This window comes from Pseudomonas sp. SWRI77 (assembly GCF_014269105.1).
In the GTDB taxonomy this organism is placed as follows: domain Bacteria; phylum Pseudomonadota; class Gammaproteobacteria; order Pseudomonadales; family Pseudomonadaceae; genus Aquipseudomonas; species Aquipseudomonas capeferrum.
Genome location: NZ_JABWRV010000030.1, coordinates 51,784 through 70,903, shown reverse-complemented (window position 1 = coordinate 70,903; position 19,120 = coordinate 51,784). Strand labels below are relative to the sequence as shown.

The 19,120-nt window shown below is 63.5% G+C and carries 18 protein-coding genes and 1 pseudogene; 13 read left to right on the top strand and 6 right to left on the bottom strand.

The features are described from left to right. From glyA to HU766_RS23165, 11 genes and pseudogenes are all read left to right on the top strand, one after another. Nucleotides 1-304 (top strand): annotated as a pseudogene (glyA, locus tag HU766_RS23215) (serine hydroxymethyltransferase); the annotation flags it as partial. 68 nt (nt 305-372) lie between these two features. After that, entirely contained in the window at nt 373-1,347 is a 975-nt protein-coding gene (lipA, locus tag HU766_RS23210) for a lipoyl synthase (RefSeq protein WP_238338660.1), read from the top strand. Between the two features lie 151 nt (nt 1,348-1,498). Then, complete coding sequence (locus HU766_RS23205; RefSeq protein WP_186660997.1) at nt 1,499-2,758, top strand: cystathionine gamma-synthase family protein; 1,260 nt, start codon at nt 1,499-1,501, stop codon at nt 2,756-2,758. A 123-nt stretch (nt 2,759-2,881) separates the two neighbouring features. After that, nucleotides 2,882-4,321 (top strand): amino acid permease, encoded by a 1,440-nt coding sequence (locus HU766_RS23200; RefSeq protein ID WP_186660993.1) that lies wholly within the window; start codon nt 2,882-2,884, stop codon nt 4,319-4,321. Nucleotides 4,322-4,370: 49 nt separating this feature from the next. Further along, nucleotides 4,371-5,261: a LysR substrate-binding domain-containing protein gene (locus tag HU766_RS23195; protein WP_033698604.1), complete on the top strand. Its 891-nt coding sequence runs from the start codon at nt 4,371-4,373 to the stop codon at nt 5,259-5,261. A 15-nt stretch (nt 5,262-5,276) separates the two neighbouring features. Beyond that, nucleotides 5,277-6,665 carry a threonine synthase gene (gene thrC, locus HU766_RS23190; protein ID WP_033698603.1) on the top strand — a complete coding sequence of 463 codons (1,389 nt, stop codon included), beginning with the start codon at nt 5,277-5,279 and terminating at the stop codon, nt 6,663-6,665. Beyond that, on the top strand, nt 6,662-7,099 hold the full coding sequence (locus HU766_RS23185) for an Lrp/AsnC family transcriptional regulator (protein WP_047583424.1): 438 nt from the start codon (nt 6,662-6,664) through the stop codon (nt 7,097-7,099). The genes thrC and HU766_RS23185 overlap by 4 nt, the downstream gene beginning before the upstream one ends. A 234-nt stretch (nt 7,100-7,333) precedes the next feature. Continuing rightward, nucleotides 7,334-8,374, top strand: a complete 1,041-nt coding sequence (locus tag HU766_RS23180; RefSeq protein ID WP_186660991.1) for a homoserine dehydrogenase — start codon at nt 7,334-7,336, stop codon at nt 8,372-8,374. Between the two features lie 10 nt (nt 8,375-8,384). Then, nucleotides 8,385-9,809, top strand: a complete 1,425-nt coding sequence (locus HU766_RS23175) for an aldehyde dehydrogenase family protein (RefSeq protein ID WP_186660989.1) — start codon at nt 8,385-8,387, stop codon at nt 9,807-9,809. Between the two features lie 72 nt (nt 9,810-9,881). Continuing rightward, nucleotides 9,882-10,460: an NAD(P)H-dependent oxidoreductase gene (locus HU766_RS23170; protein WP_186660987.1), complete on the top strand. Its 579-nt coding sequence runs from the start codon at nt 9,882-9,884 to the stop codon at nt 10,458-10,460. A 72-nt stretch (nt 10,461-10,532) separates the two neighbouring features. Next, nucleotides 10,533-10,931 (top strand): MerR family transcriptional regulator, encoded by a 399-nt coding sequence (locus tag HU766_RS23165; protein WP_186660985.1) that lies wholly within the window; start codon nt 10,533-10,535, stop codon nt 10,929-10,931. On the opposite strand, the gene HU766_RS23160 is transcribed toward HU766_RS23165, so the two are convergent. Together HU766_RS23160 and HU766_RS23155 are read right to left on the bottom strand one after the other, a co-directional pair. Next, complete coding sequence (locus HU766_RS23160) at nt 10,917-11,327, bottom strand: c-type cytochrome (protein WP_186660982.1); 411 nt, start codon at nt 11,325-11,327, stop codon at nt 10,917-10,919. The genes HU766_RS23165 and HU766_RS23160 overlap by 15 nt on opposite strands. Nucleotides 11,328-11,526: 199 nt before the next feature. After that, entirely contained in the window at nt 11,527-11,775 is a 249-nt protein-coding gene (locus HU766_RS23155) for a CsbD family protein (RefSeq protein ID WP_186660980.1), read from the bottom strand. Between the two features lie 422 nt (nt 11,776-12,197). On the opposite strand from HU766_RS23155, the gene HU766_RS23150 reads away from it, so the two are divergent. Continuing rightward, complete coding sequence (locus HU766_RS23150; RefSeq protein WP_033698595.1) at nt 12,198-13,613, top strand: FAD-binding oxidoreductase; 1,416 nt, start codon at nt 12,198-12,200, stop codon at nt 13,611-13,613. Between the two features lie 81 nt (nt 13,614-13,694). Further along, on the top strand, nt 13,695-14,192 hold the full coding sequence (locus tag HU766_RS23145; protein WP_033698594.1) for a RidA family protein: 498 nt from the start codon (nt 13,695-13,697) through the stop codon (nt 14,190-14,192). A gap of 56 nt (nt 14,193-14,248) precedes the next feature. Here HU766_RS23145 and HU766_RS23140 read toward each other — a convergent pair whose 3' ends face one another. Genes HU766_RS23140 through HU766_RS23125 form a run of 4 tightly spaced genes read right to left on the bottom strand, consistent with a single transcriptional unit; the run spans nt 14,249 to nt 18,970 of the window. Further along, nucleotides 14,249-15,550, bottom strand: a complete 1,302-nt coding sequence (locus HU766_RS23140) for an MFS transporter (RefSeq protein ID WP_186660969.1) — start codon at nt 15,548-15,550, stop codon at nt 14,249-14,251. Nucleotides 15,551-15,581: 31 nt separating this feature from the next. Next, nucleotides 15,582-16,832, bottom strand: a complete 1,251-nt coding sequence (locus HU766_RS23135; protein ID WP_186660965.1) for an OprD family porin — start codon at nt 16,830-16,832, stop codon at nt 15,582-15,584. A gap of 46 nt (nt 16,833-16,878) precedes the next feature. Continuing rightward, nucleotides 16,879-17,988 (bottom strand): aromatic ring-hydroxylating dioxygenase subunit alpha, encoded by a 1,110-nt coding sequence (locus HU766_RS23130; protein ID WP_186660963.1) that lies wholly within the window; start codon nt 17,986-17,988, stop codon nt 16,879-16,881. A gap of 31 nt (nt 17,989-18,019) precedes the next feature. After that, nucleotides 18,020-18,970: a PDR/VanB family oxidoreductase gene (locus HU766_RS23125; protein ID WP_186660956.1), complete on the bottom strand. Its 951-nt coding sequence runs from the start codon at nt 18,968-18,970 to the stop codon at nt 18,020-18,022. Nucleotides 18,971-19,120: the final 150 nt, after the last annotated feature.

Sequence of the window (19,120 nt, the reverse complement as noted above, 5' to 3'; positions counted from 1 at the left end):
GTTCCTGGTCAGCCTGATCCGCCAGGGCCTCACCGGTAAAGATGCCGACGCCGCCCTGGGCCGCGCGCACATCACCGTCAACAAGAACGCCGTGCCCAACGACCCGCAGTCGCCGTTCGTGACTTCGGGCCTGCGCATCGGCACCCCGGCTGTCACCACCCGCGGCTTCAAGGTCGCAGAGTGCGTGGCCCTGGCGGGCTGGGTCTGCGACATCCTCGACCACCTTGGTGATGCCGATGTCGAGGCCCAAGTGGCCGGGTCGGTGGCCAAGCTGTGTGCGGAATATCCGGTCTACCGCGCCTGAATCGGCCGTGGATGAAGCCTCGTGGATGAAGCAACCGTGGATGAAGCCCTGACTGGCGGAGCATGAACATGAACCAGACCCTGACTGCGGCCACGCGCCCGCAGCCCCTGCAAGCCGGCGTGAAACTGCGCGGCGCCGAAAAGGTGGCGCGCATCCCGGTGAAGATTCTGCCCACCGAGGAAGTGCCGCGCAAACCCGACTGGATCCGCGTGGAAATCGCCACGTCCCCCGAGGTCGCCCGGGTCAAAGCGCTGCTGCGCAAGCACAAGCTGCACAGCGTCTGCGAAGAAGCCTCATGCCCGAACCTGGGCGAGTGCTTTTCCGCTGGCACGGCGACCTTCATGATCATGGGCGACATCTGCACTCGGCGTTGCCCGTTCTGCGACGTCGGCCATGGCCGGCCGAAACCGCTGGATGCCGATGAGCCGAAGCACCTGGCGATTGCCATTGCCGAGCTGCGCCTGAAGTACGTGGTGATCACCTCGGTGGACCGTGACGACCTGCGCGACGGCGGTGCCCAGCACTTCGTCGACTGCCTGCGCGAAATCCGCAAGCTGTCGCCGGGCACGACGCTGGAAACCCTGGTGCCGGATTACCGGGGGCGCATGGACGTGGCCCTGGCCATCACCGAGCAGGCGCCGCCAGATGTGTTCAACCATAACCTGGAGACCGTGCCGCGCCTGTACAAGGCGGCACGGCCGGGGTCGGACTTCGAATGGTCGTTGGACCTGTTGGAGAACTTCAAGCGCCGGGTGCCCGGGGTGCCGACCAAGTCCGGGCTGATGCTGGGCCTGGGGGAAACCGACGACGAGGTGCTGGAAGTGATGCAGCGCATGCGCGAGCATCAGGTCGACATGCTGACGCTGGGGCAGTACCTGCAGCCTTCGCGCAGCCACCTGCCGGTGCAGCGGTTCGTGCACCCGGATACCTTTGCCTGGTTCGCCGAGCAGGCTGTGGCGATGGGCTTCAGGAATGTGGCGTCGGGGCCGCTGGTGCGCTCGTCCTACCATGCCGACCAGCAAGCCTTGCACGCGGTTCGCTAGACGCCGGGGCCGCAAAGCGGCCCCCCAGAAGCCATTAAAAAAAGCGCCCCTAAGGCCCTTATTGCATCGTTTTTCAGGGGCGTATGCGCGCTCTATAGTCCTCGCAGACCAGTCGAAACACCGTCGTGTTTCATCGATGCGAGACAATTACATGAATAACCAAGCAAAGGTCGCCCACGGCGTGCAGCCCGGTATCGGTACCCAGGTGGTGTGGGAGGGTGAACAGGTCGAGCACCCCTACAACGCCACCCAAACCCCGATCATCGCCAGTGCCGCCTACGGCTACCAGGACATCGACGCCTGGTACGACATCGCCCTGGGCAAACAACCTGGCTTCATCTACAGCCGCATGAGCAACCCGACGGTTGCGGTCCTTGAAGACAAACTGTGCGCCCTGGAACACGCCGAGTCGGCCGTGGCCTTCAGCACCGGCATGGCCGCCATCAGCGGTGTACTGCATACCTTCCTGTGCAACGGCAAGCGTGTGGTCTCGACCCGCGACAGCTACGGCGGCACCAACAAGATCTTCGAAGAGTTTCTGCCCCGCCAGGGCATCGAGGTGACGCTGTGCGACACCCTCGACAGTGAAGCCATGGAGCGTGAAATCGCTCGCGGTTGCGATGTGGTCTACCTGGAGACGCCGAGCAACCCGACGCTGAAAATCCTCGACATCCGCCGCCTGGTAGCCGCAGCCAAGCGTGTGGGGGCACTGGTGGTTGCCGATAACACCTTCGCCACGCCGCTGAACCAGAACCCGCTGCTGCTGGGCGTCGACGTGGTGGTGCACAGCGCGACCAAATTCCTGTCCGGGCATGGCGATGTGCTGGGCGGTGTCGTCTGCGGTGCCGAAACCTTGATGGCGCAGGTGCGACACTACCGTGAAATCAACGGCGCCTCGCTGGACCCGTTCTCCGCCTACCTGATCATTCGCGGCATCAAGACCCTGGCGCTGCGCCTGCGTCAGCAACAGGCCAGCGCCCAGGCCTTGGCCGAATACCTGTGCACCGAGCCGCTGGTGGAGTCGGTCAACTACCCCGGGTTGCCGCAGCACCCCGGCCACGCGATCGCTAACGCGCAGATGCGCGGTTTTGGCGCGATCGTCAGTTTCGTCCTGGCAGGCGGGATGGACACCGTGGTCGCGCTGCTGCCTAAGCTGCGCTATGCCCACCGCGCTGGCAACCTCGGTGCAGTGGAAACCATCTACGGGCCGGCACGGACAACCAGCCACGTGGAAAACACCCTGGAAGAGCGCCAGGCACTGGGCATTTCCGAAGGCCTGGTGCGGGTTTCGGTCGGCATCGAAGATACCGCTGACCTGCTGGCAGACCTGCGCCAGGCGTTCGCGACAGTGCGCGCCCAGCAGGGGCAGGGCAGCGACCGCTGCGATCGGCACGTTGAAGTGTCGACCTGAGGCGTTGGGCGCGCCCTTCCTGATTCATGAAAGCCATAACAATAACAGCCGCTGACACATCGACGGGGTCGGCCCCAGGGCCGCTTGCCGGTCGATTGCCAGCCACTTCATGAGAACTCGATTATGTCCACCGAACAATCAAAGCCGACGTCGGCCCAAGCGGCCGGGTACAAGAAAGAGATGCACACCCGCCATATCGTCATGTTGGCGCTGGGCGGGGTGATCGGCACGGGCCTGTTTCTGACCTCGGGCTACACGGTCAACCAGGCTGGCCCCCTGGGCGCGGTGATCGCGTATTGCGTCGGCGCGGTGATGGTCTACCTGGTCATGGTCTGCCTGGGTGAGCTGGCGGTGCAGATGCCCGAAACCGGCTCGTTCAGCAGCTATGCCACCCGCTACCTGGGGCCAGGCACCGGCTACACGGTGGCCTGGTTGTACTGGCTGACCTGGACCGTGGCCATCGGCTCGGAATTCACCGCGGCGGGCATCCTGATGGTCCGCTGGTTTCCCGACACGCCGGTGTGGATCTGGAGCGCGCTGTTCGCCATCACGGTGCTGGTCAGCAACGTGGTGTCGGTGCGCCTGTTCGCCGAGACCGAATTCTGGCTGTCGCTGGTCAAGGTGCTGACGGTGATTGCCTTCATCGCCATCGGCGCTGGCGCCATCTTCGGCCTGTTCGATGTGCAGCATGTGCAGGGTATCGGGCTGTCCAACTTCACCCGCGAGGGCTTGTTCCCGACCGGCGTCCTGCCGATTGCGATGACGCTTCTGGCGGTGTCCTTTGCGTTTTCCGGTACCGAACTGATCGGCATTGCCGCCGGCGAGGCAAAAGACCCGCAGGTGAGCGTGCCCAAGGCTATTCGGACCACGGTGGTGCGCCTGGCGCTGTTCTTCGTCGGCACCATCATCGTGCTGGCCACCTTGCTGCCGCGCGAACAGGCAGGCCTGGTCGAAAGCCCGTTTGTCATGGTCTTCGACCTGATCGGCATCCCGTATTCGGCAGACATCATGAACTTCGTGATCCTCACTGCCTTGCTGTCGGCCGCCAACTCCGGGCTGTACGCGGCCTCACGGATGCTGTGGACGCTCAGTGACCAGGGCCATATGCCCAAGTGCTTCGCCCGCCTGTCGCCGCGTGGCACGCCGGTCAACGCGATCGTGCTGAGCATGGCCGGGGCCGCGGCGTCGCTGCTCAGCAGCGTGCTGGCACCGGACACGGTGTACCTGGCGCTGGTGTCGATTTCCGGCCTGGCGGTGGTGGTGGTGTGGATGAGCATTGCCGGCAGCCAGATCGCCTTCCGCCGCCATTACGTGGCCAATGGCGGGCGGGTCGAAGACCTGCACTTCAGGGTGCGAGGTTACCCCTGGGTGCCGCTGGGCGCGATTGCCTGCTGCGTGCTGGCCTGTGTCGGCATCGCCTTCGACCCCGAACAACGCGTCGCCCTGTACTTCGGCATCCCGTTCATTGGCTGGTGCTACTTCGTCTACTGGGTTACCCGCAACAAGCGTGCACAGCGGCTGGCGGCCCTGGCGCCGGCAGGTTCGAGTGTTGGCGTGAGCTGAGCCTTCCGGTTCATGATGCACGGACCCCACTGTGAACGAGGTCGTGTCGATGAAGCAAAAAACCCTGCCGCCGCTCAACTGGCTGCGGTCTTTCGAAGTGTCGGCACGCGCCTTGAACTTTACTCACGCAGCCGAGGAGCTGCACCTTACCCAGGGGGCGGTGAGCCAGCAGATTCGGCAACTCGAACACCACCTGGGCGTGGCCTTGTTCAAGCGCCTGCCCAGGGGCCTGGGCCTGACCGAAGAGGGGCAGTCCTACCTGCCGGTGGTGCAGGATGCGATCAGCCGCCTGGCGGTGGGCACCAACGAGATCTTCGGCCAGCACCAGCGCGGGCCGGTGAAGGTGCGCGGCAGCTTGTCGTTCCTGCAGTACTGGCTAGCCCCGCGTCTGCCCGACTTCAGCCGCCAGCACCCGCACATCGACATCCGCTATATCAGCAACCTGTGGGTCAAGGCGCCGGATGGCGAGGACGACCTGGAGGTGCGCTGGGGCAATGGCGAATGGCCCGGGCTGCATGCCCAACGCTTGACCTGGGACGTGCTGGTGCCGGTCTGTTCGCCGGCGCTGATGGCGCGCTCGCCCATTCGCCAGCCGCGCGACCTCAGGCACCACCCGCTGCTGCATGTGCTGGGCTACGAGGAGGGCTGGGGCTACTGGCTCAAGCGGGTAGGCGCGGACGATGTCGATTACTCGCGGGGGCTGCAGTTCGACACGCTGGTGTCCACCATCCGCATGGCCGAACTGGGGCAGGGGGTGGCGCTGGCGCGATCGTCCGTAGTCGAGGACCTGCTCAGGGACGGCCAACTGGTCGCACCCTTCAGCCAGCGCATCGAAGCGAGCGAATCGTTTTACCTGGTACGCGAGCAAGGGCGGCCACTGCCGCCCGATGCTGCGCTGTTTTCATCCTGGCTGGTGGCACACGCGCACCGGCCTTCGTAACCCTGGGGAGTTTTCATGCATTACGTCAGTACCCGCAACGCTGATGTGCGAGCGGACTTCCGTGAAGTCGTGCTGTCGGGGCCTGCCGCCGATGGCGGGCTATATGTGCCGGCGTACTTGCCGGTAATCAGCCCCGAGGCGATTGCCAGTTGGTCCTGGCTGCCCTTCGATGAGCTGGTCTGGCGGGTCATCGCGCCCTTTGTCGGCGATGCCATTGATGACCCGTGCTTGCGCGTGCTGCTCAGCGACAGCTACCAGGCCTTCAGCCACCGCGCGATCACACCCTTGCAGCAGATTGGCCATAACGAATGGATCCTGCAGTTGTTCCATGGCCCCACACGCACCTCGAAGGACTTCGCCGCGCAGCTCCAGGCGCGGCTGGTCAGCCACTTTCTGACGCGCTCCGGCGGCGAGGCACTGGTGGTCGGGGCCACCAACGGTGATACCGGCATTGCCGCGATCGAGGCCTTTGCGTCCAGGCCCAATGTGCGCCTGGCCATTCTCTACCCGCAGGGCGAGATCCCGGCAGACCGCCTGGCCGCCTTGCAGGCGGCGGACCCCGCCAGTGTTCAGCTGTTACCGGTGGAGGGCAGTTTCGACGACTGTCAGACCCTGGTAGCACGGCTGTTTCGTGCCTGGCCGCTGGAGGGTTTGATACCGGTGTGTTTCAACTCGACCAACTGGGTAGGGGTGCTGGCGCAGATCGTGTTCTACTTCCACGCGGCCCTGCAATTGGGTGGCGGCACCCGGCCGGTTGCATTCAGCGTACCGGCGGCAAGCTTCGCGGAAATCTACGCCGGCTTCATTGCGCAGAAAATGGGGCTGCCGATCAACCAGGTGATCGTTTCGACCAACAGCAACGATGCCCTTCACCGTTTCCTTCATCGCAACCGCTACGCCCCCCATGCCAGTCAGCGCACGTCGTCACCGGCCATGGACTTTTCGCTGTATTCGAACCTGGAGCGCTTCATCTGGGAGTTGTATGGGCGCAGCGGCAGCCGTGTCGCAGCGCTGATGGAGCATTTCGAGGCCTGTGGTGAATTGAGCATCGGCAATGCGCAATGGCTTGAGGCGCGGGTGTTGTTCGACTCCTATGCGGTGGACGACGCCGAAGTACGCCGCGAAGTCATCACCCTGCGCGAGCAAGCGGCAACACTGGTCGACCCTCACACAGCCGTCGGCGCACTGGCGGGCCGCATGCATCGGCGCAGCCTGGGTGCGCCGATGGTGACCCTGGGCCAGATCGCGCCAAGCAAGTCTGCCGCGCTGCTGGCGCAGCTGGGTGTCTGGGAGGGTGAGCTGGCCTGCCTGCCACCGGTGCAAGAGGGCCCACCGGCGTTGCATCGGGGTGACCTGGATGGCTTGTGCAAGGCCTTACTGGCGGCGCAGTCGAGGCCCGCATGAAGCGTATTCTCGACCCGCTGGACGAGCGCATCCTTGCCGAACTGACCGCCAACGCACGCATCGCCCACGCCGAGCTCGGGGCCAAGGTGAACCTGTCGCGCAATGCGGTGCGCCAGCGTATCGAACGGCTTGAGCGCGACGGTGCGATACAGGGCTATACGGTTAGGCTGGGGGACGCCCGCCGGCCATCGTCGTTGATCAGTGCGGTGATTTTCGTCTATCGCTACGACCGCATGCGCGGTGACGACGTGCTGGCCACCTTGCGGAGCATCCCCGAGGTGGTGCAGTGCGAAGTGCTCAGCGGCGAGTTTGACCTGATGCTCAGGGTCGATGCCGCTACCCCGGAGCGGGTCCACGCCGTGTGGAAAGAAATCGCCGGCATCAAGGGTGTTGAAAACACCGTCACCTCCTTCGTCCTCTCCGCCGTCTTTTAACCCCGCTTCTATCCCCCCGAACAAAATCTATCTCATTGATTACGCAGCGACCCTGTGGGCGCGGGCTTGCCCCGCGAACACCGGCAAAGCCGGTGTCAGCTACCGCGTGGCCCCATTCGCGGGCCTGCGAGCCTGTGCAGATCGCCCAATAAATACGGCGTTTTGGCCAATTCTACTGCCCGCCGCCACCTCGTACGCTGAGCCCATCAAACAACAGCAAAAAGGAACGCCTTCGTGACTGAATACAAAATTGCCCTGGTAGGTTTTGGCGGTGTCAACAGAGGCCTCGCCCAACTGATTGCAACGAGCAACGACAGCTGGCAGGCCACCCTCGGCTTCAGCCTGAAGATCGTCGGCGTCACCGACCTGTTCCTCGGCTCGCTGGTCGACCGCAATGGCCTGGACGCTGCCGCACTGGCGGCCTTGCCAGCCGAAAAGGGCGCGTTTGCACAGCTGCCAGGCGGCACCGCCGAGGCGTTCAACGAAACCGTCATCAAGCAGTCCGGCGCCGACATCATCGCCGAGGCCACCTTCACCAACCCGGTCGATGGTGAGCCGGCCGCCACCTTCTGCTGCTGGGCGCTGGAGAGCGGCATCCATGTGGTGACCACCAACAAAGGGCCGATCGCCTTGCACGGGGCCGAGCTCAAGGCGCTGGCCCAGCGGCACAACGTTGCGTTCGAATACGAAGGCGCGGTGATGAGCGGCACGCCGGTGATCCGCCTGGCCAAGCAGGCCCTGGCGGGTGCGCAGATACAAGGCTTCGAGGGCATTCTCAACGGCACCTCCAACTATGTCCTGACCCGCATGAAAGACGGCTTGTCGTTCGCCGATGCCGTGGCCCAGGCGCAGCAGCTGGGGTATGCCGAAGCCGACCCGACGGCCGACGTCGAAGGCTATGACGTGCGCCTGAAGGTGGTGATCCTGGCCAATGAGTTGCTGGATGCACGCTTGAGCGTCAGCGATGTGACGTGCTCGGGCATCAGCGGCATCAGCGCGTCGGACATCGTCAAGGCGCAGGCCAGCGGCCAGTGCTGGAAGCTGATCGGTGCTGCCAGCAAGGCGGCTGACGGTGCGGTGTCTGCGAGTGTCGAAGCCCGCTTGCTGCCACTTGAGCATCCGCTTGCCGGCATCAGCGGCGCAATTAATGCGGTGTCGTTCGACACCGGGCTGCTGGGCGCTGTCACGGTGTCCGGGCCGGGCGCAGGGCGCATCGAGACGGCCTACGCCTTGCTCTCCGACATCATTGCCCTGCACACCACCCACCGTCAGTAACGGAGCCTTTATGAGCGTATCTCGCATGGCCAGTGTTCACGCTGTAGCGCCAAGCCACATAGACGTGTTCAGCCCCTTTGACGGTCGCCTGGTGGGGCGTGTGCCCTGCCTGGACGCCAGTGCAGTGCCCGCCTTGCTGGCGCGTGCACGGGCGGGGTGCCTTGAAAGTGCAGCAATGCCCCGGCACCGTCGCGCGCGCATTCTGGAAGAGGCGGCGCGGTTGGTGGAAGCCGATGCTGCCGCGTTCGCCGAGCTGATCGTGGCCGAAGCCGGTAAAACCCTGCGTCAGGCCCAGAAGGAGGTAAAGCGCTGTGTGAACACGCTGAAGCTGTCCGCCGAGGAGGCGCGGCGCAATGCCGGCGAAGTGGTGCCGTTCGAAGCCTATGAAGGCTCCGAGGCCCGCCAGGGCTGGTTCAGCCGCGAACCGCTGGGGCTGATTGTGGCGATCACGCCCTACAACGACCCGCTGAACCTGGTGGCGCACAAGTTGGGCCCGGCGATTGCCGGTGGCAATGCGGTGATCCTCAAGCCGTCCGAATTGGCGCCGCTGTCGGCGTTGAAACTGGTCGATTGCCTGGTACAGGCCGGGCTCGGCGAAAACGTGGTGACTACCGCCACCGGCGGTGTCGAACTGGGCAAGGCGCTGGTCGAACTGCGCGAGGTGCGCATGGTTTCCTTCACCGGCGGCTTTGCCACCGGCGAGTCGATCGCCCGCAGCGCAGGGTTGAAAAAACTTGCCATGGACCTGGGCGGCAATGCGCCTGTGCTGGTGCTGGCGGACTGCGACTTGGGGCCGACGGTGGAGTCCTGTGTCTCGGGTGCTTTCTGGGCGGCGGGGCAGAACTGCATCGGCACGCAACGGATCCTCGTGCAGCGCGCGGTGTACGCGGCATTCCGCGAACAGTTCGTGGCGCAGTCCAAGGCGTTGCAGCTGGGTGACCCGGCGAACCTGGAAACGGATGTCGGCCCCATGGTCACCGAACAGGCGGCCCGTCGCACCGAGCAGTGGGTGGACGAGGCGCTGGGGCAGGGTGCAACGCTGCTTTGTGGCCATCGCCGGCAAGGCGCCCTGTATGCGCCCACTGTGCTGGAGCAGGTCAGCCACAGCAGCCGTATCTGGCTACAGGAAGTGTTCGCGCCGGTGGCGATCCTTGAGCCGTTCGACACCTTGGATGAGGCCGTTGCCCTGGCCAATGCGCCGGAATACAGCCTGCATGCGGGGGTGTTTACCCGGGACCTGTCGACGGCGCTGAAGCTGGCGCGGCGGATCGAGGCAGGGGGCGTGATGATCAACGACTCGTCCGATTACCGCTTCGACGCCATGCCGTTTGGCGGCTTCAAGTACGGCAGCCTCGGCCGCGAAGGGGTGCGCTTTGCCTATGAAGACATGACCCAGCCCAAGGTGGTGTGCATCAACCATCTGGATTCGCAGTAACGGCCTGGCTGGCCTTGACTCTCCTGTTACGGGCAGCCTTTACCCTGAAGGCTTCACGTTCAGGATGTGGTCATGATGAGTAAGCGCGTACTGGTGGTGCTGGGCCACCCTTCTGGCGATAGTTTCTGCGGTGCTTTGGCCGCGCGTTACGTCGAGGCAGCCAGCAGTGCCGGGCATGATGTACGGGTGTTACGCCTTGGTGCCTTGAACTTCGACCCGGTGCTGCGCGAAGGCTACAGGCAGGTTCAGCCACTGGAGCCCGACCTGCTCAAGGCCCAGGCAGACATCACCTGGGCTGAGCACCTGGCCTTCATCTACCCGATTTGGTGGGGCGGTATTCCCGCTTTGATGAAAGGTTTTTTCGACCGGGTGTTCCTGCCCGGTTTTGCTTTCCAGTACCGCGCAGGCAAGGCCTTCCCCGAGCAACGCCTGAAAGGGCGAACGGCGCATCTGCTGGTAACGATGGACACTCCCGCGTGGTATTACAGATGGGTTTACCGCATGCCTGGCCTTCATCAGGTACGCAAGACGACGTTGCAGTTCTGCGGCATAAAACCCTTGAAGACCCTGACGTTCGGGCCGCTGCTCGGCTCCAGCCCGCAGCAACGCGAAGCCTGGCTCGCGAAGGCCAACAGTATCGCCAGCCGCTGACCAGGCCCGGGTGGTTCCCGATCCGGCAGCGCTATGTGAAGATGCGGCGCACCCGAACGAAAAAGGACGTTCATGTACATCGGCAAAGCCGCCCAGCTGTCGGGCACCACGATCAAGACCATCCGCCACTATGAAGCGATTGGCCTGCTGCCGCCGCCCGAGCGTCAGGGAAAGTACCGCGTTTACAACCAGCAAAGCATTGAGCTGCTGACGCTCATCAAATGCGCGCAGCAGTTGGGCTTCAAACTCAAGGAAATGCAGGCGATCCTCCAGGGGCACCGTGGGCAAGCGTTGCCGTGGGCGCTGGTGGGCAAGGCCATTGCCGACAAGAAGTTTGAAGTGATGGCGCAGATCAGTGGGTTGCAGCAGGTGTACGCGGGGCTTGAAGCGTTTGAAGCCAGCCTTGAGGGTGCCAGCTATCAGTGCGGCGCTGAGCGCCTGCCAGTCATTTCAGGATCAGGTGGTTCTTGAAATCACACCGGTCATGTATTGGTTCAGGTCGCGAAAATCGTTAACGCTCCAGGCGTGCGGCGGTATTTTTACACCGTTCTGCTGGAGCGTCTTTGGGATCAAGTTGCCATTGGGGCGAAGTATCACCGACGCGACGATAACGCCTGGATAATGGCTCAGCCGCTTTTTGAAGGCAGCGCTTGTAAGGTCGGGGGTTGGCGGGTTGCTTTTATTGGCCAGCGGCCCGGTGCCCTTGATATCGGCGCCGTGGCACACGGCACATCGTTGTTTGTAGAGGTTTTTGCCGTTGGTCATGTCCGCGAGGGTGTGCGGGGTTTGCGTAAATGAGAAAACCCCTAATAAGGCGATGAGGGATAGTTTAATGGGGTGGTGGTGTTGAACATGGTGTTGCAGCATCCCGTTCTTCCTTGGGTGACCGTGCAGGGGGCAATAGCGAACAGGCCCGAAGATGCTTTAGGCGCATGTTCTGTAGGGTTTTACAGAGCCGTTAGTGTATCGGCATTTTGAGGGAAAGAATGTACATCGGGAGATAGGGTAAGGGCACCTAGCCGCCCTCACCCTATCTCCCGACAAGCAAATAGCACCGGTAAAACGATCAGCGTCGGAGCAGGCGGCTCAAAACCAGCGTGACAGCCGCGCCAATCGCCAACGCTGCAATCGGCTTCTCTCTTACAAAGTTGGAAACGCTATCCACCGCGTCACCGTAGCTTTTGGTGAGTTGCCCCGCGACCTGACGCCCATCCCCCTCTGCCTCCAGGGCGGGATCGTCGAACAGCCGGCCAACCGCGCTCTGTGCCTTGCCTGCTACCTTCTCTGCAACACCTTCAATCTGTTCGCTTTTCATAAATACTCGAACCTTCCAGTTAAGTGGCAATGGGCTTGCTGCACAGGTTAGGGCGCGGGGCCAGTGGAATAGTTCAAAGAAGCTGCAGCCAGCCCGGTTCACGGATGCTCAGCCGCACGAAGAAACACCTCGCTCTTTGAACCATCCAGTTACTTTTCCCAACTAAGCCCCCTCTTGTTAGTGCACTGTGTCGCTATATCAACTTTATATGTCCCCTGCACGATAGTTACGAAATCCCTGAACTAATTATTTGTCCTCAGCGATTCCACCGTCTGCCCAGCATCACCAGAATGCCCGCCCTCAATTTGAACCGTCAGCCTGACGCGATGGCCACAAAGTTGGCCACGGGGGCTGTCGGCCAGCCTATGGCCCATTGTCTGGGCTGATGTAACCCACACCGAATGCTTGGAAAGGAAAGTGTCATGGGAATGACAAGGCGTAAATTTTTGATTGGCGGCGGCGTCGTGGCCGCTGCGGCGGGTGCGGGTATTCTGACGCCTATGCTGACCCGCGAAGGTCGGTTGATCCCCGGCAAACCGCGCTTCGGTTTTGTACAGGGCACCGAGGGCACGCTGCCCAAGCAAGCGGACGTGGTCGTTGTTGGCGCTGGCATTTTGGGGCTCATGACCGCGATCAACCTCGTCGAGCGTGGCCTCTCCGTCGTTGTCGTCGAAAAAGGTGAGATTGCCGGCGAGCAGTCGTGCCGGTTCTATGGTCAGGTCATGACCTACAAGATGCCTGATGCGACGTTCCAGTTGCACCACCTGGCCAAGCAACGCTGGCGTGAAATGAACGCCAAAGTAGGTGCGGATACCAGCTATCGCACACAAGGCCGGGTCGAAGTGCCTTTCGATGAAGAAGACCTGGAAGGCGTCAGAAAGTGGATCGATCTGAAAACCCGCGAAGTCGGCTCGGACATCCCCTTCAAGACGCGCATCATCCAAGGCAATGAGCTCGATCAACGGCTGCGCGGTTCAGCCTCCAGCTGGAAGGTCGCAGGCTTCGAGGAAGACTCCGGTAGCCTGGACGCCGAGCGCGCCTCGTATGTCATGGCCGAGTACGCCAAGAAAATGGGTGTGCGTATCTACACCCACTGCGCGGCAAGGGGCCTGGAAACCCAGGCAGGTGCCATCTCTGATGTGGTGACCGAGAAAGGCGCCATTCGCGCGTCTCGCGTGATCGTCGCGGGCGGTGCCTGGTCCCGGTTGTTCATGCAGAACCTGGGCGTCGACGTGCCAACCTTGCCCGCCTACCAATCCCAGCAAATCATCAGCGCTGCGCCCCGTGCCCCGGGTGGCAACGTTGCATTGCCGGGGAATATCTACTTCCGCGAGCAGGCTGACGGTACCTACGCCACCTCGCCGCGCGTTGTCGTTGCGCCGGTGGTCAAAGAGTCGTTCATGTATGGCTACAAATACCTGCCACTGCTGGCCATCCCAGACTTCCCGGTACACATCTCGCTGAACAAGCAGCTGATCGACTCGTTCACTCAGCCAACCAGCTGGAGGCTGGATGAGGTGTCGCCGTTCGAGAAGAACAGGCTGATGACTGCGGCCCCTGACATTCCAGAGCTCGATGCATCCCTGGCCAAACTCAAGGTCGAATTCCCTGCCTTCAACGACTCGAAGCTGATCGATCAGTGGAGCGGCGCCATGGCCATTGCGCCGGATGAGAACCCCATCATTTCGACGGTCAAAGAATACCCTGGCCTGGTCATCAACACCGCGACCGGCTGGGGCATGACGGAGAGCCCGGTGTCCTCCGAGTTGACGGTTGACCTGCTGCTGGGCAAGGCGCCAGTGCTTGATCCAGAGCCGTTTAGCTTGTATCGATTCTAAACCTGCTACGACAATGGAATGACCCGTGCACGCGTCATCGATGCGTGCGCATCACCCTTGGTAATCATTTAGGAGAAACACATGAAGGTCGCTTTCAAGACCGTTGCTGCATTGGCCCTGACGATCGCCGGTGCCGGGAGCGTTCATGCACAGGATGTTGTGCGCCATAGCGCAGGTAGTTTCCCCATTTCGGCCGCTGTGGAAGTGCCTGCTGGCAAGACAGTCGTTTACCTGAGCGGCTCCGTTCCGTCGGTCATCCACCCCGACGCCGCCAAGGATTCGCTGGAATCCTTCGGTGATACCAAAGCGCAGACCATCAATGTGCTTGAAAACATCCAGAAGCAGCTCAAAGACCTCGGTCTGGGCCTCAAGGATGTGGTTAAGATGCAGGTATTCCTGGTAGGCGGGCCGGAGAACGGCGGCAAGATGGACTTCGACGGCTTCATGGCCGGCTACACCCAGTTCTTCGGGCCAGCGGCCAAGCAGCCAGTACTGCCTGCCCGCTCGGCGTTCCAGATTGCAGGCTTGGCACACCCAGCCTGGCGCGTCGAGATCGAAGTCACGGCGGTTCGTCCCTGACAAGACCGTTGCTTGAAGCAAGCGTGGCCCAGCCACGCCTGCCTGCGTACCTTGCCTCAGCGTGGGTTGACCACCGCAGCCGAGGTGCGCAGCACCAGCAAGGCGCCCAAGGCGATCACCAACGACAACAAGTAGAGCGCCAGGCTGGCGCTTTGAGTGTTGTCGCGCATCCAGCCGATCAGGTAAGGCGCGACAAACGCCGCCACGCTGCCCAGCGAGCTGATCAGGGCCAACCCCGGCGCCAGTATCGGCCCGGCCAGGTAGGCCGGAGGCAATTGCCAGAACATCGGCAACGCACTGCTGGCACCCATGCCAGCAATGGCCAGGCCTGTCATCACCCACAGCGGTGACTGCGGCTGCAGGCCGGTCAGGGTCAACCCCACCGCGCACATCAGAATCGGCACGCACAGGTGCCAGCGCCGCTCTTTGTGGTGGTCGGAAGAGCGCCCCACGGCAATCATGAAGAAACACCCGGCCAGATAGGGCAGTGCACTGAGCAGGCCGATCTGGCTGTCGTGGGCAACGCCCGCGCCGTGGATCAGGGTCGGCATCCAGAACGCCAGGGTGTTGACCGCCAGCATGACCGCGAAATAGATCGCCACCAGCAGCCAGACCTGGCCATTGGCAAAGATCCCGCGCCAGGAACTGATCTGTTTGCGTGCTTCCTCACGGGCCAGCGTCTGGCGCAGGGCATGCTTCTGTTCGTCGCTGAGCCAGCGTGCGTCTTCGATGCGGTCGTCCAGCCGCGCCAGTATCACCAGGCCCAAGGCCACGACCGGCAGGCCTTCGATCAGAAACATCCACTGCCACCCGCGCAGCCCGGCGGTGTCTTGCATGTGTTCGAGGATCCAGCCCGATACCGGGCCGCCGACCACGCCGGCCATGGGGACTGCCAGGGTGAACAGGGCGGTGATCGAGGCCCGGCGCCCGGCCGGGAACCAGCGGTAGAGGTAGACCAGAATGCCCGGGAAGAAACCGGCCTCGGCCACCCCCAGACCGAAACGCAGGGCATAGAAGCCGTGGGCGCTTTCAATCAGCAGCATGGCGCTGGAGAGCAGCCCCCAGGTCACCATCATCAGGGCGATCCAGCGCCGTGGGCCAAGCTTGTCGAGCACCAGGTTTGCCGGCACGCCGAACATCGCGTAGGCGACGAAGAACAGCCCGGCACCCAGGCCGTAGACGGTATCGGAGAACTGCAGGTCGTTGCTCATCTGCAGCTTGGCGAAGCCGATGTTGATGCGGTCCAGGTGGGCGAAGACGTAGCTGATCAGCAGCAGCGGCATGATCCGCCAACTGATCTGGCGGTGGGTATTGGCAGCGCTCTGCGCGTGTTGCAGAGACTCGAAGGTCTGGCTCATGGGGTTACCTCGAAGGGCAGGTGTAAGGGGGTCACCAGAGTTTCAGGGTGTAGCTGAGGATCAGCCGGTTCTCGTCCATGTCGCTGGCGTAGCTGGAGCGATAGGCCGCGTTACGCCAACGCACGCCCAGCCCTTGGAAGTAGCCGGCCTGGATGACGTAGGCGAGGTCGGTGTCGCGTTCCCACTCATGGCCGTCGGCCGCGTGGGTGCGGATGTCGTCGCCGCGCACGTAGCGGGTCATGAAGCTCAGCCCGGGTAGCCCGAGGGCGGCGAAGTTGTAGTCATAGCGGGCTTGCCACGACACTTCGCCGGCGCTGGTGAAGGTGCCGATCGTGACCAGGTTGGCGGTGTAGGGCGGGGTGTAGCCGTTCAGGGTGGGGAAGGCATCGTTGCCGTACATGCGCTGGTAGCCCACGCCGACCTTGTGCGCACCCACGCTGAGGGTGCTCATCATGTTGAAGTTGCGGTTGTCGACGCTGCCGGCCTTGGCAGTGCCGGCGCTGGTGCTGTCGAAGTAACGCAGGTCGGTGAGCAGCGACAACCCCGGCCCTAATGGCAGCGTGTGCACCAGGCCGTAGAAGTCTTGCCGGTACACGTCATGCAGCTCGCCGCGAAAGGCACTGGCGATCAAGCCGTGGCCCACGTCATAACTGGCGCCCAGCACATCGAAGGCGCCGCTGTCGAACGCGGCGCTGCGCCCGGCCAGGTACATGCGGTCGCTGCCCGACGACTCACGGGTGCGCGAGCGCCAGAGCTGCCCGGCGGTCAGGGTCAGCCGCTCGACGTCCTGCGATTGCAGCAGCGCGCCATCGAACGTCTGGGGCATCAGGCGCATGTCATCGCGAAAGACCACGGGCAGCGTCGGGGTGAGAATGCCGACATCGAGGCGGGTCTTCGACACCCGCAGCTTGCCGGTGACACCCATGTGGCTGAAGTCGTCCACCGGCCGGCCTGACTGCGAACCGAAGGGCAGCGTGCCGTCCCCGCTGCGGCCGCGCCCCGAGTCGAGCTTGACCCCCAGCAGGCCCAGGTAGTCCAGGCCAACGCCGACCGGCCCTTCGGTGAAGCCCGATTGCATTCGCAGCATGAAGGCTTGCGACCAGTTGCCGACCTGGGAAGCCTGGGCCCCGTGCTGGCGATAATCGCGGTTCTGGTAGAAGTTGCGCAGCTCCAGGCTGCCCTGGCTGTCGCCGATGAAGTCGGCGCGGGCGGGCAGTGGCAAGGCCAGCGCTGCCACCAGCGCCAGGCGCAGGCAGGTGATAGCCGGTTCAGGCTTGAACATGTGATGTCCCTTTTATTGTTGTTATGGACGGCGGCCAGCGCTGCCTTCAGCCGACCTTGCGGCTGTCGTGCTGGCGCTCGGCATCGGCGCGTTTCTTCAGGTAGAGGCGGGTGGCGACGGCAGGGGCGTCGCTGGCCACGGATATTTCGTAGTGGTGGTCGTCGCGGTCGTCGAGCGCGGCCTCCAGTGCACCGAGGCCTTCCACGTCTTCGTTGAAGGCGGCGAACAGCTGCTCGTGCATGTACTCGCCCAGGGCTTCGTCGTGCTGGGCGAAGTCGCGCCCATGGACGATGAAGTAGTGCAGGCTGTTGGCGGTTTCCGGGGTCAGGATATGCGCGGTGCGGATGTGGAACTGCTGGCGCTGCTCCAGCGGCTGGGCGTTGTCGTAGAAGGTCACGCTGACCCGGTGCAGCCCCGGCGAAAGAAACTCCGACGTGGCAATGCGTGCCGCGCTGGCGCAGCCTTCCAGCCCTGTGGTCTTGCCCCACACTGGCGACAGGGTGGTCGGCACCACTTCGCGGATCAGGGTGTAATGGCCTTCCTTGAGGTCCAGCTTGTAGGGCGCGCTGGCGTAGTCCGGGGTGCCGATGGTGTTGGCATGCAGGAAGCTCAGGTGGGTCAGGTCCATGAGGTTTTCATGCAGGCTGACGTAGTTGCCCGGGTGATGGAAATACCCGGAGGTGCAGGCCCAGGCCGGGTCGTCGATCCATGCCTGATGGGGGATCTGCGCCGCGTCGGCGAGGGCTTCCTCGCCCAGCCAGATCCACAGTAACGGCCCTTGGCGCACCAGCGGGTAGCGGCGTACGCCAATACCACGTGGGCAGTTTTTCTGTGACGGCACCTCGGTCAGGTCGCCGGCGGCGTCGTAGCGGAAGCCGTGGTAGCCACAGACGATGCTGTCGCCTTGCAGATGGCTGCGCGAGAGCGGGAACGAGCGGTGCGCGCAGCGGTCTTCCAGGGCGACCGGCTCGCCTGCCTCTGTGCGGTACATCACCACGCGGCGGTCGAGCAGGCGCCGGGCCAGCAAGTGCCGGCCGACTTCATCGTCAAAGGCGGCGACATACCACTCGTTGTAGATGAACGGGGTCTCGCGGTTGGCCATCGGTTCGCTGGCTTTGCGGGCATGCGCAATGAGGTTGCTGGTGGGCAGTGACATGGGGATGCTCCTTGAAGAAGGGTGAGGCGGTTCAGAGGTCCAGCACCAGGCTGTCGCCCAGGGCACGCGAGACGCAGATCATCAGGCTGTGGCCTGCGGCCCTGTCGGCATCCGAGAGGATCAGGTCGCGGTGGTCTGGCACGCCTGCGCAGACGCGGGTCTGGCAACTGCCGCAGATGCCGGCCCGGCACGAAAACGGCAGCTCGATGCCGTGGGCCTCGAGGGCTTCGAGGATGCTTTGCTGGGGGGCGACCCAGATGCTGCGGTCGCTGAGGTTCAGGTGCACGGTGAAGCCACGGTCGCCCTCGGCGCTGGCCGGTGCGGCGCTGAAGCGTTCGATGTGCAGGCGATCGGCGTGTGGCCCGGCAGCGGCTTGCAAAGCGTCGAGCATCGGCGCTGGCCCGCAGGCGTACAGGTGCTCGTCATCGCGCAGGGTGTCGAGCAGTTGCGCGGTATCCAGATGGCCGCCCGCTTCGTCGTCGAAGTGCAGTTGCACCCGGGCAGGGTCCAGTGCGCGCAGGGTTTCGTAGAACGCGGCGCGTTGCCGGTTGCGGGCGCTGTACACCAATCGCCAGTCCTTGTCGTGCGCCTGGCACCAGCGCAGCATCGCCAGTATCGGCGTGATGCCGATGCCGCCCGCCACCAGGCAATAGCGTTGCAGGCGCTCGTCCAGCCCGAAGTGGTTGCGCGGCAGGCTGCTGGCGAGGGTGTCGCCCAGGCGCAGTTGCTGATGGATGAAACGCGAGCCGCCGCGGCTATCAGGTGCCAGGCCCACGCCGATCAGGTAGCGGTCGCGTTCATCGGGCGCGTTGAGCAGTGAGTAGTGGCGCGGCAGGTCGCCTGCGACGAGGATTTCCAGGTGGGCACCCGCGCTGAAGGGCGGCAGTGCCCGGCCATCGTCTGCACGCAGCTCGATCAGTGCCACGTCCTTGGCTTCTGCGGCGTAGCGCGTGACGCGCAGGTTCAGTGGGTGCTGGTTCATGGGTGTTCCCGATCATTGTCGTTGTCGGGGCCAGCTTACGGACGTGCGTTTGCCAGGGCTGTCACCCGTGAGGTGGACAAGGCCGAGGATTGGCGGCAGACTGATAGTTAATAGGTTAACTATTTATCGGGCGCTGTTTGCCCGAGCCAA